The sequence below is a fragment of the Gracilibacillus sp. D59 genome (assembly GCF_052246695.1).
In the GTDB taxonomy this organism is placed as follows: Bacteria; Bacillota; Bacilli; order Bacillales; family Amphibacillaceae; genus Gracilibacillus.
The window spans coordinates 146116-166962 of the sequence record NZ_JBQQCK010000009.1; the positions used below are offsets into that span (position 1 = coordinate 146116).

Sequence of the window (20847 nt, forward strand, 5' to 3'; positions counted from 1 at the left end):
AAAAAGAAACGGAATGGCCCTTTCCTGATGGGTCTCCCGTTCAACAATCTTTTCACTTCTTAATAATATAGGATGCTTCCAGTTTCTTCAATTGATCAGAGTAATGTTCAAACAATTGTTGATTTTTTTGATCTAATGCCTCATTTATGTTTTGGAGTAATACTTCTTTTTTATATTCATATAAGGAATATTCTAACCACTCTTCAGCCATTTTTTTATCGCTTTTTGTTAAGAAGTAGTCGTCAGGTATAAACGGATTATCCTCCAATACTTTCATATAAGGGATTGATTGTTTGGAATGTTTAAAATTTAGTTGTATATAGATAGGTTCTTTAGCATGCAACCGAATATCATGAAAAGACTTATCTGCATCCGTTGTAACAATATGTTTTTTGTAAAATCGAAAAGCAATTTCCTTCGAACAATGAGTAGATATAATCATTGCTCGTGGACAAAATCGTGCTTCTAACACAAAATGAACATGTTCTAATAATTGTTCATGATTTAATAAATAATTCAGAATCCAAACACTTTCTCTTTTTTTTAGTTGATAATTCCCTAAAAACCACTGAATAAATGATTTTTTATCCTCAACACGAATTGAAGTTTCCAATTTCACTTCCCCTCCATTTAAAAGAGAGTATCATTATTTTGATCTTTCAGACGTCCGGCATATTGTTGAATATCGAAATCTGATGGTTCTATAACCATATACTCTTCAAATACTTCTAAGGCTTTACTGGTCCTCCCTTCTTCTACTAGAAAATATCCATAATCTTTTAAGAAGTCGGTATCTTGCTTTATCTTATTGTATGCATTTTGGTAAGCATTTAATGCCTGTTTAAACTCTTCTTCCTCATTATAAGCTTTGGCAAGCTCCCAGTAAAAAATGCCATCTAAAGGTTCGATATCAACTTGTTCCGTTAATAGCTGAATAATTTCGGAATCATTTCCGTGCTTTTTATAGGCTTCCACCAAGAACAAGAGTGCTTCCTGATATTCATTATCTAACGATATCGCTTTTTTCACTAAATCAAATGCTTGTGTAGTATCACCTGTCTTTAAAGTGATTCTTCCTGCAGCAAACCACATTTCTTTATTAAGTGGGTCCATTTCTACCCCTTGATTAGCTGTTTGATATGCCTCGTCAATCATCCCTTCTTCCTCATATGCTTTCGCTAAATATAAATAAACAGAAGGATATTCTAATTCTTCTTCTAATAACTTCTCCCAAGCTTGAATTGCTATTTCATACCGTTCTGACTTATAAGCTAAGAACCCGTAACGAAAGAGCGTTTCAGGATCTTCCGTATTTAATGCTTGGTAAAAATCAAGTGATTCTTCAAATTCTCCATTTAGAGCATATGCTTCTGCTAATCGACTGGCAATATTAACTCCGGCAAATTCTTCTGTTTTTTGTCTTAGTTTTTCATAATAGATAATCGATTTATGATATTCACCAGAAGAAAATAATAATTCGCCTAATGCAAAATCAATTATCGCTTCTTCAGGTGCTAGGTTTTTCGCGATCAATAATTTTCTTTCTGCTACTTCAAATAAACCTTGTGCCTGATATAAGTCCGCAAGTTGAACTAGTGCCTGGAGGTAATTTTCATCTCCTTCTTCTATTTCATTCAACAGTTGAATCGCTTGTTCGTCTTTATTATCATCAATCATTATATCTGCTAATAATACTTTCGCTTCACTCTTACCAGGCTCTATGTTTAAAATATCTTCTAATACAGATTCCGCCAAATCATGATTTCCTAATTCTACAAAAATTTGTGAAATTTCCAGTTTGGTATCTATGTCAGCTGAAATTGCCGTTTCATTAAGCAATTTTAGGGCTTCTTTTACTTCTCCAGCATGGATCATTTCAATTGCTTGCTCTATCGTATTCAATGAATTCAACCTTTCTTTATAACGTATACTTCTAACTATTCATCTTATCTGATAACAACCAATCGAGCAACTAAGACAAATTGTAAGAACAAATATTAATATAAATAAAGTGAGACTATGATCAGCCGAGGTCATACAGACGATTAGCACTGTGGGTTATTATCCCTGTGAAAGTGCATAGGCTGTGATACCAACGTTTATATATTTCCTACTTATCTTATGTAAAAAGATCCATGTTCAGTGTTATACTACTCAACATGGATCTTTTCATTTAGTTGGATATTAAGGAATGTAAATCTTCGAAAAAGGTTGGATAAGAGATAGCAATGCATTCATCATCATGTAATTCTATTTTGTCGTCTGTTAGAAGTGACGCAATTGCAATCATCATCCCAATCCTGTGATCACCATACGATTCTGTTACCCCACCATGGAGTTGTGTGTTTCCCTCAATGATCATCCCATCTTTTGTACCAGTAATTGTCGCACCCAATTTTGATAATGTAGTTACAACCGATTCAATACGATCCGTTTCTTTAAATCGCAATTCTTCAGCATCCTTTATTATCGTTTTACCTTCAGCTTGTGTTGCCAGTAATGCAATGATTGGAATTTCATCAATAATTCGTGGGATAATATCCCCTTCTATTATAGCAGCTTTTGACTGGGAAGCTTTAACTGTGATATCACCAATTGGTTCCCCACCAATTGTTCTCTTTTCAATCACATTTATAGAAACACCCATCATCTTCAATACATCAATGATGCCTGTTCGTGTCGGATTCAATCCAACATTCTCAATTGTGATATGGCTTCCTTCGGTAATAGCAGCAGCTACCAGGAAAAAAGCAGCAGATGAAATATCACCTGGTACTTCAATATCACATCCAGATAAATTTTTATTACCAGTTATTTTGACTTTAGTTCCTTCTACACTAATATTAGCACCAAACGCTTTAAGCATATTTTCCGTATGATCTCGCGTTTTTGTCACTTCTTCAACAGTTGTGACACCTTCAGTTAAAAGACCGGCCAATAATACGCCTGATTTAACCTGAGCACTTTTGACAGGAGGTTTAAAATCAATTGGTGATAAATGACCACCCCTAACAGCAATCGGAAGTAACCGGCCATTTTCTCTTCCATCAATTTTCGCACCCATTTCACGTAAAGGATTAGCAATACGATCCATTGGTCGTTTCGATAGCGAATCATCACCATATAACGTAAAATGATAGGGTAAACCTGCTAAGATACCTATTAATAGTCGAGCAGTTGTACCGGAGTTACCCAGATCAATCGGCTGAACCGGTTCTTTTAATCCGTTAATACCATCAGAATCAATAAAGACAGTATTTTCCTCACGCCTAATAGAAACTCCCATTGCTTGAAAAGCTCCGATGGTAGATAAACAGTCCTCACCAGCTAAAAAGTTAGTAATCTTGGTTTTTCCTTCTGCTAAAGAACCAAACATTACTGCTCGGTGTGAAATAGATTTATCTCCAGGTACTGTAATGTTACCAGTTAGCGTTTTTTTATCAAATGCTAATACTTTTTGCGACAAGATATACCTCTCCTATTCTTCAATCACTGTATCATAGTGATTTTTCTTCAAAATAGCTTGACTTAATTCCTGGTCATTTTTGTTTTGGAAGCTTAACCTTAAAACACCGGTAATACCTTCTCTAATCTCCAATATTTCAATATTATTAATACTAATATCGTGATTAGCTAATATCTCAATTACTTTCAAAATAGCACCTGGTTGGTCAAAAATATCAACATATATATCATAATAGGATGGAATAGCTCCCTGTTTTCTACTATCCAATCCATCACGATATTCGCGTGCTTGCTCTAAATATTGCTGGATTTGTGTTTTTTCTCCCGTGTCAATCAACTCTTTTAATTGTTTCATCTCTTCTATCCAATCAGCTAATAATCGACTCATTTTGGATCGGTTCTGAAAAAATATATCTCTCCACATTAAGGGGTTACTAGAAGCAATCCTTGTAATATCTCGAAACCCACCTGCAGCGAGCTTATGTATATATGGATGCGTTTTTTGCCAATTTCGCGCTTGATGAACAAGAGATGAAGCGATTAAGTGTGGGAAATGGGAAATGACGCTTGTCATTTCATCATGTTCATCTGGTTCTAAAATTAAAAATTTACACTTAGTTGGAGTTAATAATGCTTGCAATCGTTCTACATCCTCTTCCGTACTACTATCTGTTGGGGACAGAATATAGATCGCATTCTCAAACAAATGTTTTTTGGCAGCTTGAATTCCTTTCTTATGTGAACCTGCCATCGGGTGACCACCAATAAAAGCAATGTGAGGGGAATCAATATCACTTGCTGCATCCATAATTGGGCCTTTAACAGAGCCAACGTCTGTCACAACGATCGATTTTTCAAATGTTAATGTGTTTAAAACGTTGATCAGTTCTACCGTTACAGAAACAGGTGCAGCTAAAATACATACATCTGCCTGAACTGCTGCCTCAGTAAAATCACTAAACACTTCATCCACAATTTTATTCATTTTGGCATATTCAAGTGTACTGTAATTGGAATCATATCCTATTAATCGTACATCTTCTGTTTCTCGTATACTTAAAGCAAGCGAGCCTCCTATTAGTCCGAGACCCGCTATTAAAACCGTTTGTGTCACGATTTATTCTCCTTTTATATTGATGCTAAAAATTCTTTCATGTTTGATACTATCTCATCCATTTGCTCTTTAGAACCGATCGTAATGCGCACCCCATTAGGATGTCCTAACGCTTCACCAGAGCGAACGATGAACCCTTTTTTTAATAAATATTCAAATAGCTCATCACCAGATATCGGCAATTTCACAAAAAGAAAATTTGCTTCCGAATCATAGTAGCTTAAACCCATTTCATCACAAGCTTGCATAAATGATTTCTTATTAACTAGGTTTTCTTTATACGTATGCTCTAAAAAATCTCGATCTTCAAGAGCTGTTAGAGCGGATAATTGTGAAATGGACGTTGTATTAAATGGTCCGCGCGTTATATTTAAATTAGTAGCAATCTCTTCTGATGCAATTCCATAGCCCACTCGTAAGTTAGCTAGACCATATGCTTTGGAGAATGTACGTAAAATCACTAAATTGGGATATGTTTTTAATAATCCAATACTATCAGGGTCTTGGCTGTTTTCAATATATTCATAGTACGCTTCGTCTAATACGACCAAGACATCTGAGGAACATGTATCTAAAAATTCAACTAACTGATTACGACTAATCAGGGAACCAGTAGGATTGTTAGGTGAACATAACCAAACTACTCTTGTTTGAGCATTGATTTCCTTAAGCATTGTTTTTAAGTCATGATAACCATCGATTAAAGGTACCTCTACAATTTCTGCACCTTGAATCAATGCGTTATGTTTATATTGAGGGAACGTTGGAGTTGCCATAACAGTATTGGTTCCTTCTTCTAAGTATGTCCGACATATGATGTCCACGACTTCATCAGATCCACAACCAAAAATTAATTGTTTCTCTCCTACATTTAACTTTCTTGCCAATGTTTCACGTAATGCCGTCGCATATCCATCTGGATAAATTTCTAGGTGGTCGATCATACGTGGAATAGCATCTTTTACTTTTTGAGAATAGCCAAATGGATTTTCGTTTGAAGCTAATTTGACAATCTTAGATAAACCATATTCTTTTTTTACTTCTTCAATTTGTTTTCCTGGTGTATATGGTGACATGTTCTGAAATACTTGTTTTGCTTGCAATGACATAACTCCTTCCGATTAATTTACTTCTTTTCTTCTATTAAATCAGGTCTTAGTTTAATTGCATCATTTAAATAAATATGTTCAATATCTTTTTGAGATTTAGATGTATTAACAGTCATCATCACTCGAATGCATTTGGGTAAACTATCGGGTACATTTATTTCCGGCATACACATTACCGGGACATATTTCCATCCGTCAATTAGTCGTAACGCTTTTGCCGGAAAAGTAGCATTCAGATCAGGTGTTACTGAAATCATCACGGAAGCAATTGTTTCAGGTTCTACATCATTCTCTATAGCCATAGCTTCAATCATCTCTTTTGTTGCTTGTATTATTTCATCAGCGTCATTGTTCTTTACAGTGGCTGCTCCTCGTATTCCTCTTATCATTTTGAACCCAACTCTCTCATAAAGTTTTCTAGAAGATTGGTGAGGTCTTGATCCGGTATGTTCTCTGTTACAGGTTCACCAATGTCTTGTAATAATACCATTTGAACAGTTGCATTCTCAGATTTTTTATCTTTTTTCATACGTTCAACAAGATGAATGGTAGATATTGATGGTAAATCTAATGGATAATGATTATTCGATAACCAATTATATAATGCTTCGTATGGTAGGTTGCTACCTATCTTTTGTTCGCTTACTCTGATAGCAAATAACATGCCAATTGCAACTGCCTCACCATGGGTGATCTCCCCATAGCCAAGCTCCGATTCAATAGCATGACCTAAAGTGTGTCCAAAATTCAGAAATTTTCGAATATTGGCTTCCTTTTCATCCTGTTCTACAATCTTTGCTTTGACTGCAATCCCCTTCTGTAAATGGTCGCTCATTACAATTGGCTCTATCTCTTTCGTAAGGTCCACATCTAATATATCTTTCAAATAGGCATGATCACTAATAAAACCATGTTTAACTACTTCTGCATAGCCAGATCTTTTTTCTTTCTCAGGCAAAGAATGTAACGTATCGATATCATAAAGAACTGCTTGTGGCGGGTAAAAATTACCGATTAAATTCTTTCCTTCTGGATGATTAATCGCTACTTTCCCCCCAACACTACTATCATGAGCTAAAATAGTGGTAGGAACTTGTATGAAGTCAATGCCTCTCATATAAGTGGCGGCAACAAATCCTGCTAAATCCCCAATCATGCCTCCACCAAGCGCGATAATGAGTGATTTGCGGTCAAGTTGATGTTGAATGGCTTCCGTCAATAATTGGTAGTATTGCTCGATGCTTTTGGAAGCTTCTCCTGTTGGAACTACACTTACAGCAACTTTTGCTTCATTTGGTAAGTTTGCTACAACTTTTTCTGTATAAAGCTCGTTTACGACAGAATCCGTAATAACTAATATATTACGGTATTGTTTAGGTAGATACTCTTTCAAATCTTTTAGAATGCCTTTGCCGACAATAACATCATATTGATTTGTACTTGTTGTTATTTTCTGTTTATGCATTAGAAGCACCTAATTTCCTCGCGGTACCCGTCAATTGCTTCTTTTAATTTTGGAAATTGATCATTTGGGAATTGTTCTAAGATTGCTTTAGCAATTTCAAATGCAACGACATGTTCCATTACTACAGCAGCTGCTGGAACTGCACAGGAATCAGATCTTTCAATACTTGCATTAAAAGATTCTTTCGTTTCAATGTCTACACTTTGAAGTGGTTTGTACAATGTAGGAATTGGTTTCATAACCCCTTTTACGATAACAGGCATACCTGTCGTCATTCCACCCTCAAATCCACCTAAGCGATTCGTTCTTCGGTAATAACCACGTTCTTCTGACCATAGAATTTCATCATGTACTTCACTACCATTCTTGCGTGCTGCTTCAAATCCAATTCCAAATTCTACACCTTTAAAAGCATTGATACTTTGTACAGCACCAGCAATCCGGCCATCTAATTTTCGATCATAATGCACATACGATCCAATTCCGGCTGGAAGTCCTTCAATGGCAACTTCACAAACACCACCAATAGAATCTCCATCTTTTTTCGCTTGATCGATAGCATCCATCATTTGTTGACCCACTGTCTCATCTAAACAACGTACAGGAGAGTCTTCTGAAATACGGACCTTATCATCAATTGATAATTCTGGCTTTTCTGCTGCTTTAATTCCAGCAATTTCTTTCACATAACCAACTATTTTGATATCTAATTGTTTTAATAATGTTTTAGCTACTGCACCAGCTGCGACTCGAGCGGTTGTTTCTCTTGCAGATGACCGTTCTAAAATATTTCGCATATCTCGATGACCGTATTTTAGGGCTCCATTTAAATCCGCATGACCTGGACGTGGACGAGTTACCACTCGGCGAATATTTTGGTCTTCAGGTACAGGGTCTTCTCCCATTACATCAATCCAATGTTTAAAATCATCATTATGTACAACAAGAGCAATAGGAGAACCTAATGTATAACCATGGCGAACACCGCCTACAATATCTACTAAATCTTTCTCTATTTGCATTCGTTTTCCTCTGCCGTGCCCTTTCTGACGGCGCAAAAGCGAATCATTAATATCATCCTGAGTAATAGGCATTCTCGCTGGTAATCCTTCAATAATAGTTGTTTGTTGTTTACCATGCGATTCACCTGCTGTTAAGTATCGCATTGTTATCCCCCTCGATAATCCATTTTTGTATTACTATAACATAGCATTCAAGAAATGTGTGTAGAAATTTTCTGATTTTTATGTAATTTATTTTTTCGTATAAAAAAAAGTATCCAAAACTTGCATTCCATATTTGTCCGGCGAAAATATCTGTTCCGTACTACCTACAAAAAACACACCATCATTCGCTAACGCATTACTAAACTGATGATAAATCGTACTTTTAGCTTCTTCTGTAAAATAGATGAGCACATTTCGGCAAACTATCAAATCCACATTGGTTGGATATTTATCAGCTAACAGATTATGTTCTTTAAAAGTAATAGCCTGTTTTAACTGATCATCAACTTTAAATGTACCACCTTCTTGATGGAAATATTTCTTTTTAATATCAACAGGTACTTCTTGAAGTGCTCTCTCATTATAGATTCCTTGCCTGGCTCTAGCTAATACATTAGGATCTATATCTGTTGCCAAGATTTCAATATCTTGTAAATTCCAGAATTGATTGGCGATAATCGCTAAAGTGTATGGTTCTTCACCAGTTGAACAAGCTGCACTCCAAATTTTGATCTTTCTCTTTGTTTTTTTAAATGTCGGAATAATTTTATCCTCTAGTACTTTCCATCTGGTTGGATTTCGATAAAATTCAGATACATTGATCGTTACTTTATCTAAAAATTCCTGAAGTAATTGCTGATCCTTATTAATAGCTGTAAAATAGTTGCTAAACGACTCATAACCTCGTTTATTTCGTAAAGACGTTAAACGCCTTTTCATTTGTACTTCTTTATACAAAGATAAGTCAAGGCCAGTCTTTTTGTATATCTGACCTATAAAAGTTTGATAATCTGTCATGTCTCTTCTCCCTCAACCTAGCTGCTCAGTAGCAACTATGATAGCCAGTAATCAACATTTTTGTCATAGCTCTGTATTTCATCTTTATTAAAATATAGATTAATTTCTCTATCTGCACTCTCAGGTGAATCAGACCCATGAATGATATTACGATGAGTAACTAAACCGAAGTCTCCTCTGATTGTACCTATTTCGGCTTCTAGAGGGTTTGTTTTCCCCATCATTTTCCTTGATGCTTCAATCACATTTTCACCTTGCCAGACCATAGCAAATACAGGTCCAGAAGTAATAAAAGATATCAAATTATTATAAAACGGCTTACCTTCATGTTCAGCATAATGTTGCTTTGCTTGATGTTCCGAAACCGTCAAAAGTTTCGCTGCAACTAATTTGAAGCCTTTCTTTTCAAATCTAGCAACAATCTCACCAATTAAATTTCGTTGTACTGCATCTGGTTTTACCATTAAAAATGTTTGTTCCATTCTATTCACCTCATTATATTTTTCTATTTCCTATGTAATTAGCAATATTAGCTAAAGCTTCTTTGGCTTGAATATCTGGCAGTAAATTCAGGGAATCATACGCTTTCTGAAGATATTGATCACTCACTTCTCTAGCTTTTGTAACGGCATCCGATTTTGATATTTTTGAGATAATCGGTTGCAATAGATTTGGATTAATATTACCTCTTTCAATAAAGGCATCTTCTAACTCTTGCCGAATAGTCCGGTTTTCCATGGCAAATAAAACAGGCAAAGTAATATTTCCTTGTATCAAGTCACTTCCTGCCGGTTTTCCTAAATCTTTTTCCGAACCAGTAAAGTCTAATATATCATCAATGATTTGATAGGACATCCCCATAAAATAACCATATCTAAATAAAGCTTTTTCTGTTTCCGGATCAGTCTTTGCTACAATAGCTCCTAACTGACAACTAGATGATATTAACAGCGCCGTCTTTCTTTTTATCCTTCTTAAATAGACTCTTAAGTTCTGATCCAAGTTATATTTATCTTTAATTTGTTCAATTTCGCCTATTGTTAATTCCATCATCGTCTTAGCTAATATTTGATGTGCTCGTGGTTGATCTATTTCAGTAAATTGTTGTAATGCTTTAGCGAATATGTAGTCACCGGTGAGCATAGCAACCTGATTATCCCACTTTGCTTTTACTGTAGGTTTGCCACGTCTTATATCTGAATCATCTATGACATCATCATGCACGAGTGAGGCCATGTGAATTAATTCTAATGAACTCGCAACATTTTTGATTTTATTAAGGTTGTAATCACCAAATTTAGATGCCAATAATACAAAAACAGGCCTTAGCCTTTTGCCCCCAGCTTTTAATAATTGTGTAGATGCTTCATGCAATACTGGTTGGTCAGCGTACACCGTTTCTTCCAGTGCAAGTTCAATTAATGATAAATCTTTTTTTAAAAAAGCATATGTTTTTGCAAGCTTCATTTTACTTCACCTTTATTTCTCCACTTGTTTTTCACCTAGATGCACGGCAGCTACTCCACCTGTATAGCTTTTATATTGGACTTTAACAAGTCCAGCATCTTCAAATAAACTCTTTAATGCTTCTTTTCCAGGAAAATCCTTCGCAGACTCATGTAGCCACACATATTCTTGGTAACTTTTCGCGAAAATTTTACCGAATAAAGGCATAATATTTTTAAAATAAAAATAGTATAATTTCCGAAAGACAACTCCGGTTGGTTGCGAAGTTTCAAGGCATACAACTTTGCCGCCCGGTTTAACAACTCGGTGCATTTCCTTTAATGTTTGCAAATAATCCGGGACATTTCGTAAACCGAACCCAATCGTTACATAATCAAAATAATTATCTTCGAATGGCAGGTCCATTGCATTTCCATGAATAAATTGTACATTGTTGAATGAATGGTCAGGGTCAGCTTGTCTCTCTCTAGCCACTGATAACATGTTTTGACTAAAGTCCAAGCCGATTACTTCTCCATTTTCTCCTACAGCTTCAGATAAAGCAAAAGTCCAATCTCCAGTACCACAACATATATCTAATGCTCTAGAACCAGATTGTACTTGCATTCTTTTCATTACATCATTTCTCCATTTTTTATGTTTCTGAAATGAAATAATAGAATTCATAAAATCATAGTTATTATAAATCTTTTCAAATACTTGATGTACTTTCTCTTCTTTTGATTGTTTTGTCATTGTGATAATCCTTCTTCCAACACCATATTCCGTTTTTTCTCTAAGTCACTATAATTAAATATATCTAAATCTTTAGGTACTACTAAGTCTTTATCGTTTTCATCTAGGATTTGAGCTAAATCGTGCTTAGTTTTCTTTAAATGTTGTAGAACTTTTTTCTCGAACTGTTCCTCACTTTGTATACTTCGTACATTCTCAATTATTAGATTATGGAACAAAGTCCCATTTCCGTTACTTACCTGTATTAATTCATATTCAAGTCTCTTTGCCAAGATCCAAGTAGTTAAATATGGTAATTGCTCTTCCTTATTAACATAATAAGCGACTTTCTCTATAAGTTTACTCTCGATTACTTTATATTCGATAAGAAAACTATCCAAGTCATTAAAATCGGTATAATAAAAAGCCATCTTAGCCTGTGTTATTTCATTAATTCCATCTGCAAGCAAGCGTATAAACTGTAAGTTATTATGATTTGCTAATAAATGATAATAGATTCCTGAATAATAATCACCTGCCAACACTGTAAGCTGTTGTTTTCTTATATTTCCTTCTTTAAAATCAAAATTGATTTTGTCATGAGTATTCAGAGCGATTTGAACTAACATGGTTGTCTGAACTAATTCTTCATAGTTCGGTTTATCCTGAACTAATTCATGAAGAGAGATCATTTTATGTATTTCTAACTCAGGTTCCTCTAAATGTTTATTTAGGAAACTTTGATTAATCGTTCGCATTATTAAATTAGTATAGTGATTAATTGTGTCTATATATGTCATCAAACTCACCGCAATTCTTCAAAATCCTATTCTATATTAACATAGTATAGCATAAGTTTACATCTTACGGGATAGATAAAACTTGTGTTTTAAGAAGGGAAACTTTTCAGAGGAGAAATTAAGATAAGTGGTATGAAAAAAGGGTGCAATCTGCACCCTTTTTTGCCCATATGTAATACCATATTATTTTACGATATCTTTAAGGGCTTTACCTGGTTTAAAAGCAGGCACTTTGCTTGCTGGAATTTCGATTTCATCCCCAGTTTGTGGATTACGCCCTTTACGCGCAGCACGCTCGCGTACCTCAAAATTACCAAAACCAATTAATTGAACTTTTTCACTATCTTTAAGTGAATCCATGATAGATTCAAAAACTGCATCTACAGCCTTTGTTGCATCTTTTTTAGAAAGTTCACTTTTCTCTGCAACTGCATTAATTAGATCTGTCTTGTTCATGATATTCACCTCCTCCCAATAAAAAGCTATACATTTCTTTCAAAAGAAATACTTATAGCTAATTGCCATCCATCAAAAGATGACAAGGCTTATAATAACTGAGAATGAAAGATAATTCAACAATTATTCGCATTTCTAAGAGAAAAAATTATTATTTTCTCCAATTACTGCTAAGTTATCATGAATGTTATCATATGTTTTTTAGGGATGCAAGTGTTTTCAAACGTTGATATCATAATATTTTCAGTAATTAGGACGAATGATTTATTTATATTACCTATTATTACCATAAAATATGGATTTATTCAAAATAAAAAAGCGTAATGTTGGTACATTAACGCTTTTTCAATCTTTTTTATAAAATTATTGCAATCAATCCGCCTGAACCTTCATTGATAATTCGTTCTAAAGTCTCTTTTAATTTAAATCTAGCGTTTTCAGGCATAAGTGACAGTTTCGCTTGAATTCCTTCTCTAACGATGGAACTCAAAGATCTTCCAAATATGTCAGATTGCCAAATGGATAGAGGATCCTCCTCAAAATCTTGCATTAAATATCTGACTAATTCTTCACTTTGTTTTTCTGTCCCAATAATCGGTGCAAATTCAGATTCAACATCCACTTTTATCATGTGGATTGATGGTGCTACAGCTTTTAAACGAACCCCAAACCTTGATCCTTGTCTTATAATTTCAGGCTCTTCTAACGCCATATCGGTTAAAGCTGGAGCCGCTACACCATAGCCGGTCTGTTTTACCATTTTTAACGCTTCTGCAATTTGATCATATTCTTTTTTGGCATTCGTAAACTCTTGCATCAATTCAAGTAAATGATCCTTACCTCTAATTTCTTCACCAACGATTTCTTTTAATACTTGATCATACAACTCATCTGGAGCGTGAAGGTCAATATCTGCAATCCCTTCTCCCATCTCAATTCCTGCTAAAGAGGCTTGTTGAATATAATCAAATTGATCGAATTGACCTATTACATGGTCAACATCTCTTAATCTTCGAATATCTTTAACAGTCTCTTCAATTGCAATTTGATAATTTTGTCTTAACCAATGGGATTCATCTAACACAAGTACCCAACTTGGTAAATTAACATTTACTTCTAGTACTGGAAATTCATACAGTACTTCTCTTAATACGTTATTAACATCATGCTCAGTCATACTTTCTACACTCATAGACAGAACTGGAATATCATATTTTTCTGACAAATCTTGTCTTAACAATTCCGTTTCTTGATTATAAGGTTGTACGGAATTAATGATCATAATAAATGGCTTTCCGACTTCTTTTAATTCATCTACAATACGTGATTCTGCGTCTACATAGTCACCTCTAGGGATTTCTCCAATACTTCCGTCTGTTGTAACTACAATACCCATTGTAGAATGTTCTTGAATAACTTTCCTAGTTCCGATTTCAGCTGCATCATGAAAAGGTATAGGTTCTTCATACCACGGTGTATGAATCATCCTTGGGCCATTTTCATCTTCAAACCCTTGTGCGCCATCAACAGTATATCCGACACAATCGACTAATCGGACATTGACATCTAATCCCTCTTCAACTGTTAAGGACACAGCCTGATTCGGAACAAATTTTGGTTCAGTTGTCATAATTGTTTTTCCTGCTGCACTTTGTGGTAATTCATCTTGTGCTCGCAATCGATCACTTTCATTCGCCATGTTTGGTAACACAGTCTTTTCCATGAATTTTTTAATAAATGTAGACTTACCGGTCCGGACTGCTCCAACAACACCTAAATAAATATCACCATTCGTACGTTTAGAAATATCCTTGAAGATATCTACCCTTTCCAAATGATCCCCTCCCGATCTATTCGACCTCATCATTACTTCGAACCTTTGACAATTCTATTCTATGATGTTGTCCTATTAATTTATGCTAATTATTCGCATAATAAATAAACTTTCCTGATATACACGTCATACGGATTATCCAGTTCTAACTCCAACATATGTTATAAAAGAATAGTTTATTCACAAAAATTAGAAAAGCTTTCTTAATAGAAGAGGATTTTTTATCATGCACTTTTGTAAAACAACTTTTCACTGACTCTATTTACAACAAGCGAAATTTTAGCCACAGAGGGCTGTTAATCAATTTTTGAAGAATGGTTGTAAAAAAAGACTCACCCCCCTCTCAACAACGCACACGCCTCTATATGCACCTTTGCTTTACATGACTTTAGTAGATAACGACTGTGAAAGTTTGCTTGAGCATATGTTGAATTATGCCCTTTTGGTAATAGCGTAGTATTCTGCCGAAGCGTATGTCTCCACTCAATTAAATGCAGAGTGGAAGGAAGTAAGCCTAAGTCATAATAACCTCAAAGTTCATGTATTTGGTGAGTGTTCTTATCTATACAAAGTAAAAAAACTTACCCAAAATGGATAAGTTTTTTCTAGTAAATATTACGTTACCATCCCTCTTCTATTTCTGGGGCGAAAACTGGCTCATTGTCTGCTACAGTATAGGGAATACTATATGCCGGAACAACTGGATGATCTTCTATCAGAATAGGTCTAATATCATCGCCATTTGAATAGGAGTGATTTTTCTCTTGTAAAGCTTTGTAAAGCTCGACCCGATAATCAATTAATAGTTCACCATCTGTACTGATATAAACTGGTAATTTATTATCAGAATAAGGACTGTTTACACGTGGAGCTGCATCTAAATTAAGCTTCTCATAGTCTAGTTCATATACAGACCCTGCTACTTTATCGGCGAATGGTGGATAGGTATGTTCATCTCGAAAAATCGTTAATCGTTGTTGTATTGTTCTTATCTCATCTGTTAAATGCAAATCAATTACTTTAACAGTTGGTTTTTCTTCTACATCAACTAAAACATATTGATAACTCCCACCATTTTCAAAAGCTGTTCCTGGAATAGATTGAATAAACCCTTGTTGCTTTAACAAACTAAAATCAATGATGTACTTTTGGTATAAAGGTGTATCACTTTCTTTCGTTACAATTGGTAACATACCATTATTTTGTTCTGCATATAAATCAATAGCATTTTGTACTAGCTGTAATTGTGAATCTTTTGAGATTTGATTTTGGCTGAGGTTTTCTGATGGATACATGCAACCAGTCAGCAAAATTATACTAAAACCAAATACGATAAATTTATGTAACATTATTCTTCATCTTTCCTCCTTATCAGGCATCCGAAGGTCCACCAATCACCACTAAAGTGATTATAATGCCACCTATAATTAAACAGATATAGGCAATAAATGCCACAATACCTGACAGAATTCCTTTCAATTTATATCTACTGAGCACAATTAAAACCATGGATAAAATAAGAGCCCCCATGCCTCCAAACGATATCCACATTTTCATTAATGGATCTGACAACTGACATTCATCCTTTCTAACGGTTTCTCCAAGATTAAATACATCGTTACATATTATAACATAATTTATTTTTGTAAAGGAAAGCAAGAGGATGTTTTGTTTCAAAGGATATATAATAAAAAAATACCGAAGTAGTAGGGGCAAAATCTACTCCGGTAGTGACTAAATAAATACCCATTATCACCCTGAAAGTGAATGCTTGTGCGATTTATTGTATGCGAAGCAATAATACCTTGCATCCTCATGTGCCTATAATGTTAGTTTTTAAATAATTTAGTTAAGGAATTCATATCTTTAGGCATATTATTGTTCGTAATTGCTTTCACAATTTTATCTTCTTTTTGTTTTGACACAGGTTTACCAGAAAGACTGGCTAATTGTTTTACTAATTTTCTTACCGTTTTTTCATCCGAAAAATCAGCATTTTGCACAGACTGTGCTACTTTCATAATTTGATCAGGTTGAACATTTGATTTTTTTTGAATCTGATCAAACATATTTTGTTTAAAATCACTCAAATTAACTCCTCCTAACTACTATAGTCATTCTTATAGTATGCACGGAGGAGTTAAACAGTTAATTCGTATACCTATTTAGAAGTAACGATGAAATATCATCCACTTCATTTGTCCGGTTTCTGGTCATGAGATCATCGACTACTTCTTTCGGTGATCTTATTTCATAAATTACATCATATATTCCATTTGTTATCGGCATTTCTATATTCTCTTTTTTAGCTAATTGGTAAACTGCTTCTGTAGTACGAATTCCTTCCACTATCATGCCCATTTGGCTCAATACATCTTTTAATGGCATCCCTTTACCTAACATGTTACCTGCGCGCCAATTTCGGCTATGTGCACTAGTACAAGTAACGATAAGGTCACCAACACCAGATAAACCGATAAACGTTAATGGATTCGCTCCTTTAATCGTCGCTAATCGGGAAATTTCAGCTAATCCTCTAGTAATAAGTGCTGCCTTTGCGTTGTCCCCGTACCCCAATCCATCCGATATTCCAGCACCTAAAGCAATGATATTTTTAAGTGCACCACCTAATTCTACCCCAATGATATCCTTGCTTGTGTAAACTCGAAAATATTGATTTATAAATAAATCTTGGGTGAAAGCGGCCAATTCTCCACTTTCTGAAGCTGCTGTCAAAGTGGTAGGATGTTTGACACTCACTTCTTCCGCATGACTTGGACCAGACAATGCTACAACATCATCATACAAGTTTGAGGATAATTCCTCTTTTATCATTTCTGAAATACGATAATGACTGTCAGGTTCAATCCCTTTACTCCCATGAATGATGACTACTTTATGGTGTAATACCTTATTCAATTTTTGACATATTTCTCTTATTGCTTTTGTTGGAACAACTAATACAATAGCTTCGACTTGTTCAATAGCCTGATTGAGATCACCAAAAATCGTTAAGGAGTCCGGTAGTGAAATACCAGGTAAATATTTTTGATTTTTTTTCTCCAGTTCCATTGCTAGTTTTTGATCGCGATTATGTGTCCAGATCCTTACATCATGATGATTATCACACAAAACCATTGCAAGTGCTGTACCCCAGCTACCTGCTCCAAGAACTGCTATTTTCGACATCAGATTCACCTCTAACTTCGCTTACGAGCATAAATTTTTATTGGTGTTCCCTCAAAGCCAAAAGCTTCCCGTATTTGATTTTCAAGGAAACGTTCATAAGAAAAGTGCATTAGTTCCGGATCATTAACAAACACCACAAATGTAGGTGGTTTAACAGCCACTTGTGTTGCGTATAACACTTTCAATTTCTTACCGTGTTTCGTTGGTGCCGGATTAATTGCCAGTGAGTCCATGATTACATCATTCAATACATTCGTTTCGACTCGTTTGGTATGATTTTCACTTGCTTGTACGACTTTCGGTAAAAGTGTGTGTATTCTTTTTTTTGTTGCCGCAGATAAGTATACAATCGGTGCATAATCTAAAAATTGAAAGTGAGCTCTTACATTGTCCTCAAATTCTTTAATTGCTTGATCATGCTGTTTAATTGTATCCCACTTATTAACTACAATAACAACCGCTTTTCCGGCCTCATGAGCATAACCGGCTATTTTTTTATCTTGTTCGATTATACCAGTTTCGGCATCAATTAATGTTAAGACGACATCAGAGCGTTCAATCGCTTTTAACGCCCTTAAAATACTGTATTTTTCGGTAGTTTCATAGATTTTTCCTCTTTTTCTCATACCCGCTGTATCAATTATGACATAATCACGGCCATCTTTACTAAAATTGGTATCAATCGCATCTCGGGTTGTTCCTGCAATATCACTGACAATTACTCGCTCTTCATTTAGGATCGCATTAACTAAAGAAGATTTCCCAACATTCGGTCGACCAATTAGACTGAAATGAATGACATCTTCGTCTACCGGCTCGTTCTCTCTCTCAGGAAAAAGGTTTACAACACTATCCAATAAATCCCCTAATCCTAGTCCATGTGTACCTGAGATAGGATGAGGTTCCCCAAATCCTAAAGCATAAAATTCGTAAATCTGTTCACGCATTTCCGGGTTATCCACTTTATTTACGGCTAATACAACAGGCTTATTCGATTTATATAATATTTTGGCAACCTCTTCATCAGCTGCAGTAATCCCTTCTCTTCCATTTGCAAGAAAAACAATAACGTCTGCTTCTCTTATAGCTACTTCTGCTTGTTCACGCATTTGAATTAATAATGGTTCATCACCGATTTCAATTCCACCAGTATCTATTAAACGAAAAGTGGTATTAAGCCACTCTGCTTCTGCGTAAATACGATCTCTGGTTACTCCAGGAATATCTTCCACAATAGATATTCTTTCACCAACTAAACGATTAAAAATAGTTGATTTTCCAACATTTGGCCTTCCAACTATCGCAACTACTGAACTTCTCATGAAGGCACATCCTTCCTAAAATTGATTTTCTAAAATGTTCCTCTAACGTTTCACTTTACTAAATTACCACAACTTCTATAAATAAAACAAGTTAATTCATCTTGTTTACATAATATAATTATCGTTGCCTTTAATGTTTCACAATAATATATAATTCATCACTGAGTGCGTGACTGATACCATCTAATATGGCTTCTAAGTTTGCAGCAAATTTATCCATTTCTTCTTTGTTGTCACAGATAAAAATCGAAGTACCTGCTGTTACCTTATTGGCATTCGTCGTAATTGTAGCTAAAATAGCTTTTTCTAAAACCATCATTATCACTCCTTACTTTGTGCTTTAGATTCTGAAGGCATGCGAATCGCATTTTCTAACACTGGTACTGATTGGAATACTTTGAGAGCTTTGTTTATATCCTTATCTTGAGGTAATATAAATACACCAATGCGGCCGTCATCTAAATCACGTTTAATAAGTGGAACCAGAGCAGGAGTTCCAGAATCTCTATATACACCTAATGAAACGGATAAATCGTGTAATATAGCCTGACGTTGCCCCAAATTAGCAATAGTAGATCGCACATCAAAATTTTTAGGTGTTAATACAAACCCCATTCCATATTTTAGAATTTCCTTTTGTCTTTCCGGTATACCGATATTCATTATATATATGTTGTCAACATATAGGCCAGCTCCATCAAACGAAACAGGAGCTTGTTCGATATCGACAATGTCTCCTAGTGTTGAACCACTCATGTACTTTCGAATAATAAAATAGCACAAAACAGTGACAATAATAGCTGCATAAATATTCCAAATTAAATATGCCATAGTCACCAAAAGTGAAGTGAATATTACTAAATAATTTCTACTTTCAAAAGCAACCGCTATTCCCTCTATATAGGTGTTCCCTCTAGGGACTAATTCGTAGCTGTCCATTTCTGTAAGTGTATTTCTTTCCATATTGCGGACTTCTCTAAACTGCGATGCAGCAATGGTTAAAAACGTCACTGCTGTATATTCCTTTTCCATAATTGCTGGTACAGCAACAGCGCCGAGACTTGCTGCGATAAAACCTAACGCTAAATGAATAATTTTCCCATGCAAATAGGTTGGATATTGTCGATAGTCGGTTTTTAGCATCAGAAAACGAGCAATAATACCTAATGTAATTCCGAATAAAATGGGGTAGGTATATTCATTCACGAATTCCACCTCTTTTTGAATTCTAACATTTTCACAACGTTTTCTATTTTTGTTATTAAAAATTCCCAACTATGTTGAATAGCAATAAGCAACAGAATCGAAAATAAAATACTGAAAAAATGTGTATCATTAATCGTATATTGTAAGTAATAGCTTCGACATATAAGACTGTAAAAAAAATGACCAAAGCTAACTCCGGCAATTAAAATTGTAATTTGTTGATAAGTGCTTCTTGATGCAATTTGTACCAATAGGAATCCACTTATAACAGCAATTATAATAAAGGAAAAATCATTCAGAATAGGACTTGTAATACGCCAAATAAAATATATAGCATACAAATAACTTATAATAAGTATTGAAAAATACTTTTTGAATGACAGTTTACTATTTACAATAGAAAAAAAACTATACAATAATAGTAAAAAGAAAGATACATTCAAAGGTAAATCCATTACTATGATTTTGTACGGCAATAAAATTAAAAACAGGAGTAACAAAATTGAATATGTGTTACGCTTTCCATGTTTCGACATAAAAAAAGTCACAAAACACCATAATACCCAACATATATAAATGGTTAAATATTGATACATTGACATCACCTTTAACAGTATGTACGTTTTTCCAGCTTTTTAATCTTTTTTAAAGTACATAGTGGAAAAGAAAAAAACATGCTACA

23 protein-coding genes are annotated in these 20847 nt (G+C 34.8%); all 23 read right to left on the reverse strand.

The features are described from left to right. Nucleotides 1-52: 52 nt before the first annotated feature. On the reverse strand, nt 53-613 hold the full coding sequence (locus ACTWP4_RS15725) for a ReoY family proteolytic degradation factor (protein ID WP_443129733.1): 561 nt from the start codon (nt 611-613) through the stop codon (nt 53-55). A 17-nt stretch (nt 614-630) separates the two neighbouring features. After that, nucleotides 631-1902 (reverse strand): tetratricopeptide repeat protein, encoded by a 1272-nt coding sequence (locus tag ACTWP4_RS15730; protein WP_443129734.1) that lies wholly within the window; start codon nt 1900-1902, stop codon nt 631-633. A gap of 271 nt (nt 1903-2173) precedes the next feature. Continuing rightward, complete coding sequence (gene aroA / locus ACTWP4_RS15735) at nt 2174-3466, reverse strand: 3-phosphoshikimate 1-carboxyvinyltransferase (RefSeq protein WP_443129735.1); 1293 nt, start codon at nt 3464-3466, stop codon at nt 2174-2176. 12 nt (nt 3467-3478) lie between these two features. After that, entirely contained in the window at nt 3479-4579 is a 1101-nt protein-coding gene (locus tag ACTWP4_RS15740) for a prephenate dehydrogenase (RefSeq protein WP_443129736.1), read from the reverse strand. A gap of 14 nt (nt 4580-4593) precedes the next feature. After that, nucleotides 4594-5682: a histidinol-phosphate transaminase gene (gene hisC, locus ACTWP4_RS15745; protein ID WP_443129737.1), complete on the reverse strand. Its 1089-nt coding sequence runs from the start codon at nt 5680-5682 to the stop codon at nt 4594-4596. 23 nt (nt 5683-5705) lie between these two features. Continuing rightward, nucleotides 5706-6077, reverse strand: coding sequence for a chorismate mutase (gene aroH, locus ACTWP4_RS15750; protein ID WP_443129738.1), 372 nt, complete (start codon nt 6075-6077; stop codon nt 5706-5708). After that, nucleotides 6074-7153 (reverse strand): 3-dehydroquinate synthase, encoded by a 1080-nt coding sequence (gene aroB, locus ACTWP4_RS15755; RefSeq protein WP_443129739.1) that lies wholly within the window; start codon nt 7151-7153, stop codon nt 6074-6076. The genes aroH and aroB overlap by 4 nt, the downstream gene beginning before the upstream one ends. After that, complete coding sequence (gene aroC, locus ACTWP4_RS15760) at nt 7153-8319, reverse strand: chorismate synthase (protein WP_443129740.1); 1167 nt, start codon at nt 8317-8319, stop codon at nt 7153-7155. The genes aroB and aroC overlap by 1 nt, the downstream gene beginning before the upstream one ends. An 87-nt stretch (nt 8320-8406) precedes the next feature. Further along, entirely contained in the window at nt 8407-9177 is a 771-nt protein-coding gene (locus tag ACTWP4_RS15765; protein WP_443129741.1) for a CheR family methyltransferase, read from the reverse strand. 35 nt (nt 9178-9212) lie between these two features. Continuing rightward, a complete protein-coding gene (gene ndk, locus ACTWP4_RS15770; RefSeq protein ID WP_443129742.1) occupies nt 9213-9659 on the reverse strand; it encodes a nucleoside-diphosphate kinase in 447 nt (148 codons plus the stop codon). 13 nt (nt 9660-9672) lie between these two features. Next, a complete protein-coding gene (hepT, locus tag ACTWP4_RS15775) occupies nt 9673-10644 on the reverse strand; it encodes a heptaprenyl diphosphate synthase component II (protein ID WP_443129743.1) in 972 nt (323 codons plus the stop codon). Between the two features lie 12 nt (nt 10645-10656). Beyond that, a complete protein-coding gene (locus tag ACTWP4_RS15780; RefSeq protein WP_443129744.1) occupies nt 10657-11379 on the reverse strand; it encodes a demethylmenaquinone methyltransferase in 723 nt (240 codons plus the stop codon). Continuing rightward, entirely contained in the window at nt 11376-12158 is a 783-nt protein-coding gene (locus ACTWP4_RS15785; RefSeq protein WP_443129745.1) for a heptaprenyl diphosphate synthase component 1, read from the reverse strand. Before ACTWP4_RS15785 ends, ACTWP4_RS15780 begins: the two co-directional genes overlap by 4 nt. Nucleotides 12159-12341: 183 nt before the next feature. After that, on the reverse strand, nt 12342-12614 hold the full coding sequence (locus tag ACTWP4_RS15790) for an HU family DNA-binding protein (RefSeq protein ID WP_244716843.1): 273 nt from the start codon (nt 12612-12614) through the stop codon (nt 12342-12344). A 355-nt stretch (nt 12615-12969) separates the two neighbouring features. Further along, a complete protein-coding gene (spoIVA, locus tag ACTWP4_RS15795) occupies nt 12970-14448 on the reverse strand; it encodes a stage IV sporulation protein A (protein ID WP_443129746.1) in 1479 nt (492 codons plus the stop codon). 620 nt (nt 14449-15068) lie between these two features. Then, nucleotides 15069-15797 carry a hypothetical protein gene (locus tag ACTWP4_RS15800; RefSeq protein ID WP_443129747.1) on the reverse strand — a complete coding sequence of 243 codons (729 nt, stop codon included), beginning with the start codon at nt 15795-15797 and terminating at the stop codon, nt 15069-15071. Nucleotides 15798-15819: 22 nt separating this feature from the next. Next, on the reverse strand, nt 15820-16020 hold the full coding sequence (locus ACTWP4_RS15805) for a DUF2768 domain-containing protein (RefSeq protein ID WP_091483443.1): 201 nt from the start codon (nt 16018-16020) through the stop codon (nt 15820-15822). A 257-nt stretch (nt 16021-16277) separates the two neighbouring features. Then, nucleotides 16278-16538 (reverse strand): stage VI sporulation protein F, encoded by a 261-nt coding sequence (locus ACTWP4_RS15810; protein WP_443129748.1) that lies wholly within the window; start codon nt 16536-16538, stop codon nt 16278-16280. Between the two features lie 58 nt (nt 16539-16596). Further along, entirely contained in the window at nt 16597-17637 is a 1041-nt protein-coding gene (locus tag ACTWP4_RS15815) for an NAD(P)H-dependent glycerol-3-phosphate dehydrogenase (RefSeq protein ID WP_443129749.1), read from the reverse strand. 11 nt (nt 17638-17648) lie between these two features. Beyond that, nucleotides 17649-18959 (reverse strand): ribosome biogenesis GTPase Der, encoded by a 1311-nt coding sequence (gene der, locus ACTWP4_RS15820; RefSeq protein WP_443129750.1) that lies wholly within the window; start codon nt 18957-18959, stop codon nt 17649-17651. A gap of 130 nt (nt 18960-19089) precedes the next feature. After that, nucleotides 19090-19275, reverse strand: a complete 186-nt coding sequence (locus ACTWP4_RS15825) for a capping complex subunit for YIEGIA (RefSeq protein WP_443129793.1) — start codon at nt 19273-19275, stop codon at nt 19090-19092. 5 nt (nt 19276-19280) lie between these two features. After that, a complete protein-coding gene (locus ACTWP4_RS15830; protein ID WP_443129751.1) occupies nt 19281-20165 on the reverse strand; it encodes a YIEGIA family protein in 885 nt (294 codons plus the stop codon). Further along, a complete protein-coding gene (locus tag ACTWP4_RS15835; protein WP_443129752.1) occupies nt 20162-20767 on the reverse strand; it encodes a YphA family membrane protein in 606 nt (201 codons plus the stop codon). Before ACTWP4_RS15835 ends, ACTWP4_RS15830 begins: the two co-directional genes overlap by 4 nt. Nucleotides 20768-20847: the final 80 nt, after the last annotated feature.

Coding starts and splice junctions, on each gene's coding strand:
- ACTWP4_RS15785 (WP_443129745.1), bottom strand. CDS start 12,158: ATGACATATATAGACACAATTAATCACTATACTAATTTAATAATGCGA.
- der (WP_443129750.1), bottom strand. CDS start 18,959: ATGAGAAGTTCAGTAGTTGCGATAGTTGGAAGGCCAAATGTTGGAAAA.
- hepT (WP_443129743.1), bottom strand. CDS start 10,644: ATGAAGCTTGCAAAAACATATGCTTTTTTAAAAAAAGATTTATCATTA.
- ndk (WP_443129742.1), bottom strand. CDS start 9,659: ATGGAACAAACATTTTTAATGGTAAAACCAGATGCAGTACAACGAAAT.
- aroH (WP_443129738.1), bottom strand. CDS start 6,077: ATGATAAGAGGAATACGAGGAGCAGCCACTGTAAAGAACAATGACGCT.
- ACTWP4_RS15815 (WP_443129749.1), bottom strand. CDS start 17,637: ATGTCGAAAATAGCAGTTCTTGGAGCAGGTAGCTGGGGTACAGCACTT.
- ACTWP4_RS15825 (WP_443129793.1), bottom strand. CDS start 19,275: ATGGTTTTAGAAAAAGCTATTTTAGCTACAATTACGACGAATGCCAAT.
- ACTWP4_RS15790 (WP_244716843.1), bottom strand. CDS start 12,614: ATGAACAAGACAGATCTAATTAATGCAGTTGCAGAGAAAAGTGAACTT.
- ACTWP4_RS15780 (WP_443129744.1), bottom strand. CDS start 11,379: ATGACAAAACAATCAAAAGAAGAGAAAGTACATCAAGTATTTGAAAAG.
- ACTWP4_RS15835 (WP_443129752.1), bottom strand. CDS start 20,767: ATGTCAATGTATCAATATTTAACCATTTATATATGTTGGGTATTATGG.
- ACTWP4_RS15800 (WP_443129747.1), bottom strand. CDS start 15,797: ATGTTACATAAATTTATCGTATTTGGTTTTAGTATAATTTTGCTGACT.
- ACTWP4_RS15765 (WP_443129741.1), bottom strand. CDS start 9,177: ATGACAGATTATCAAACTTTTATAGGTCAGATATACAAAAAGACTGGC.
- aroB (WP_443129739.1), bottom strand. CDS start 7,153: ATGCATAAACAGAAAATAACAACAAGTACAAATCAATATGATGTTATT.
- aroC (WP_443129740.1), bottom strand. CDS start 8,319: ATGCGATACTTAACAGCAGGTGAATCGCATGGTAAACAACAAACAACT.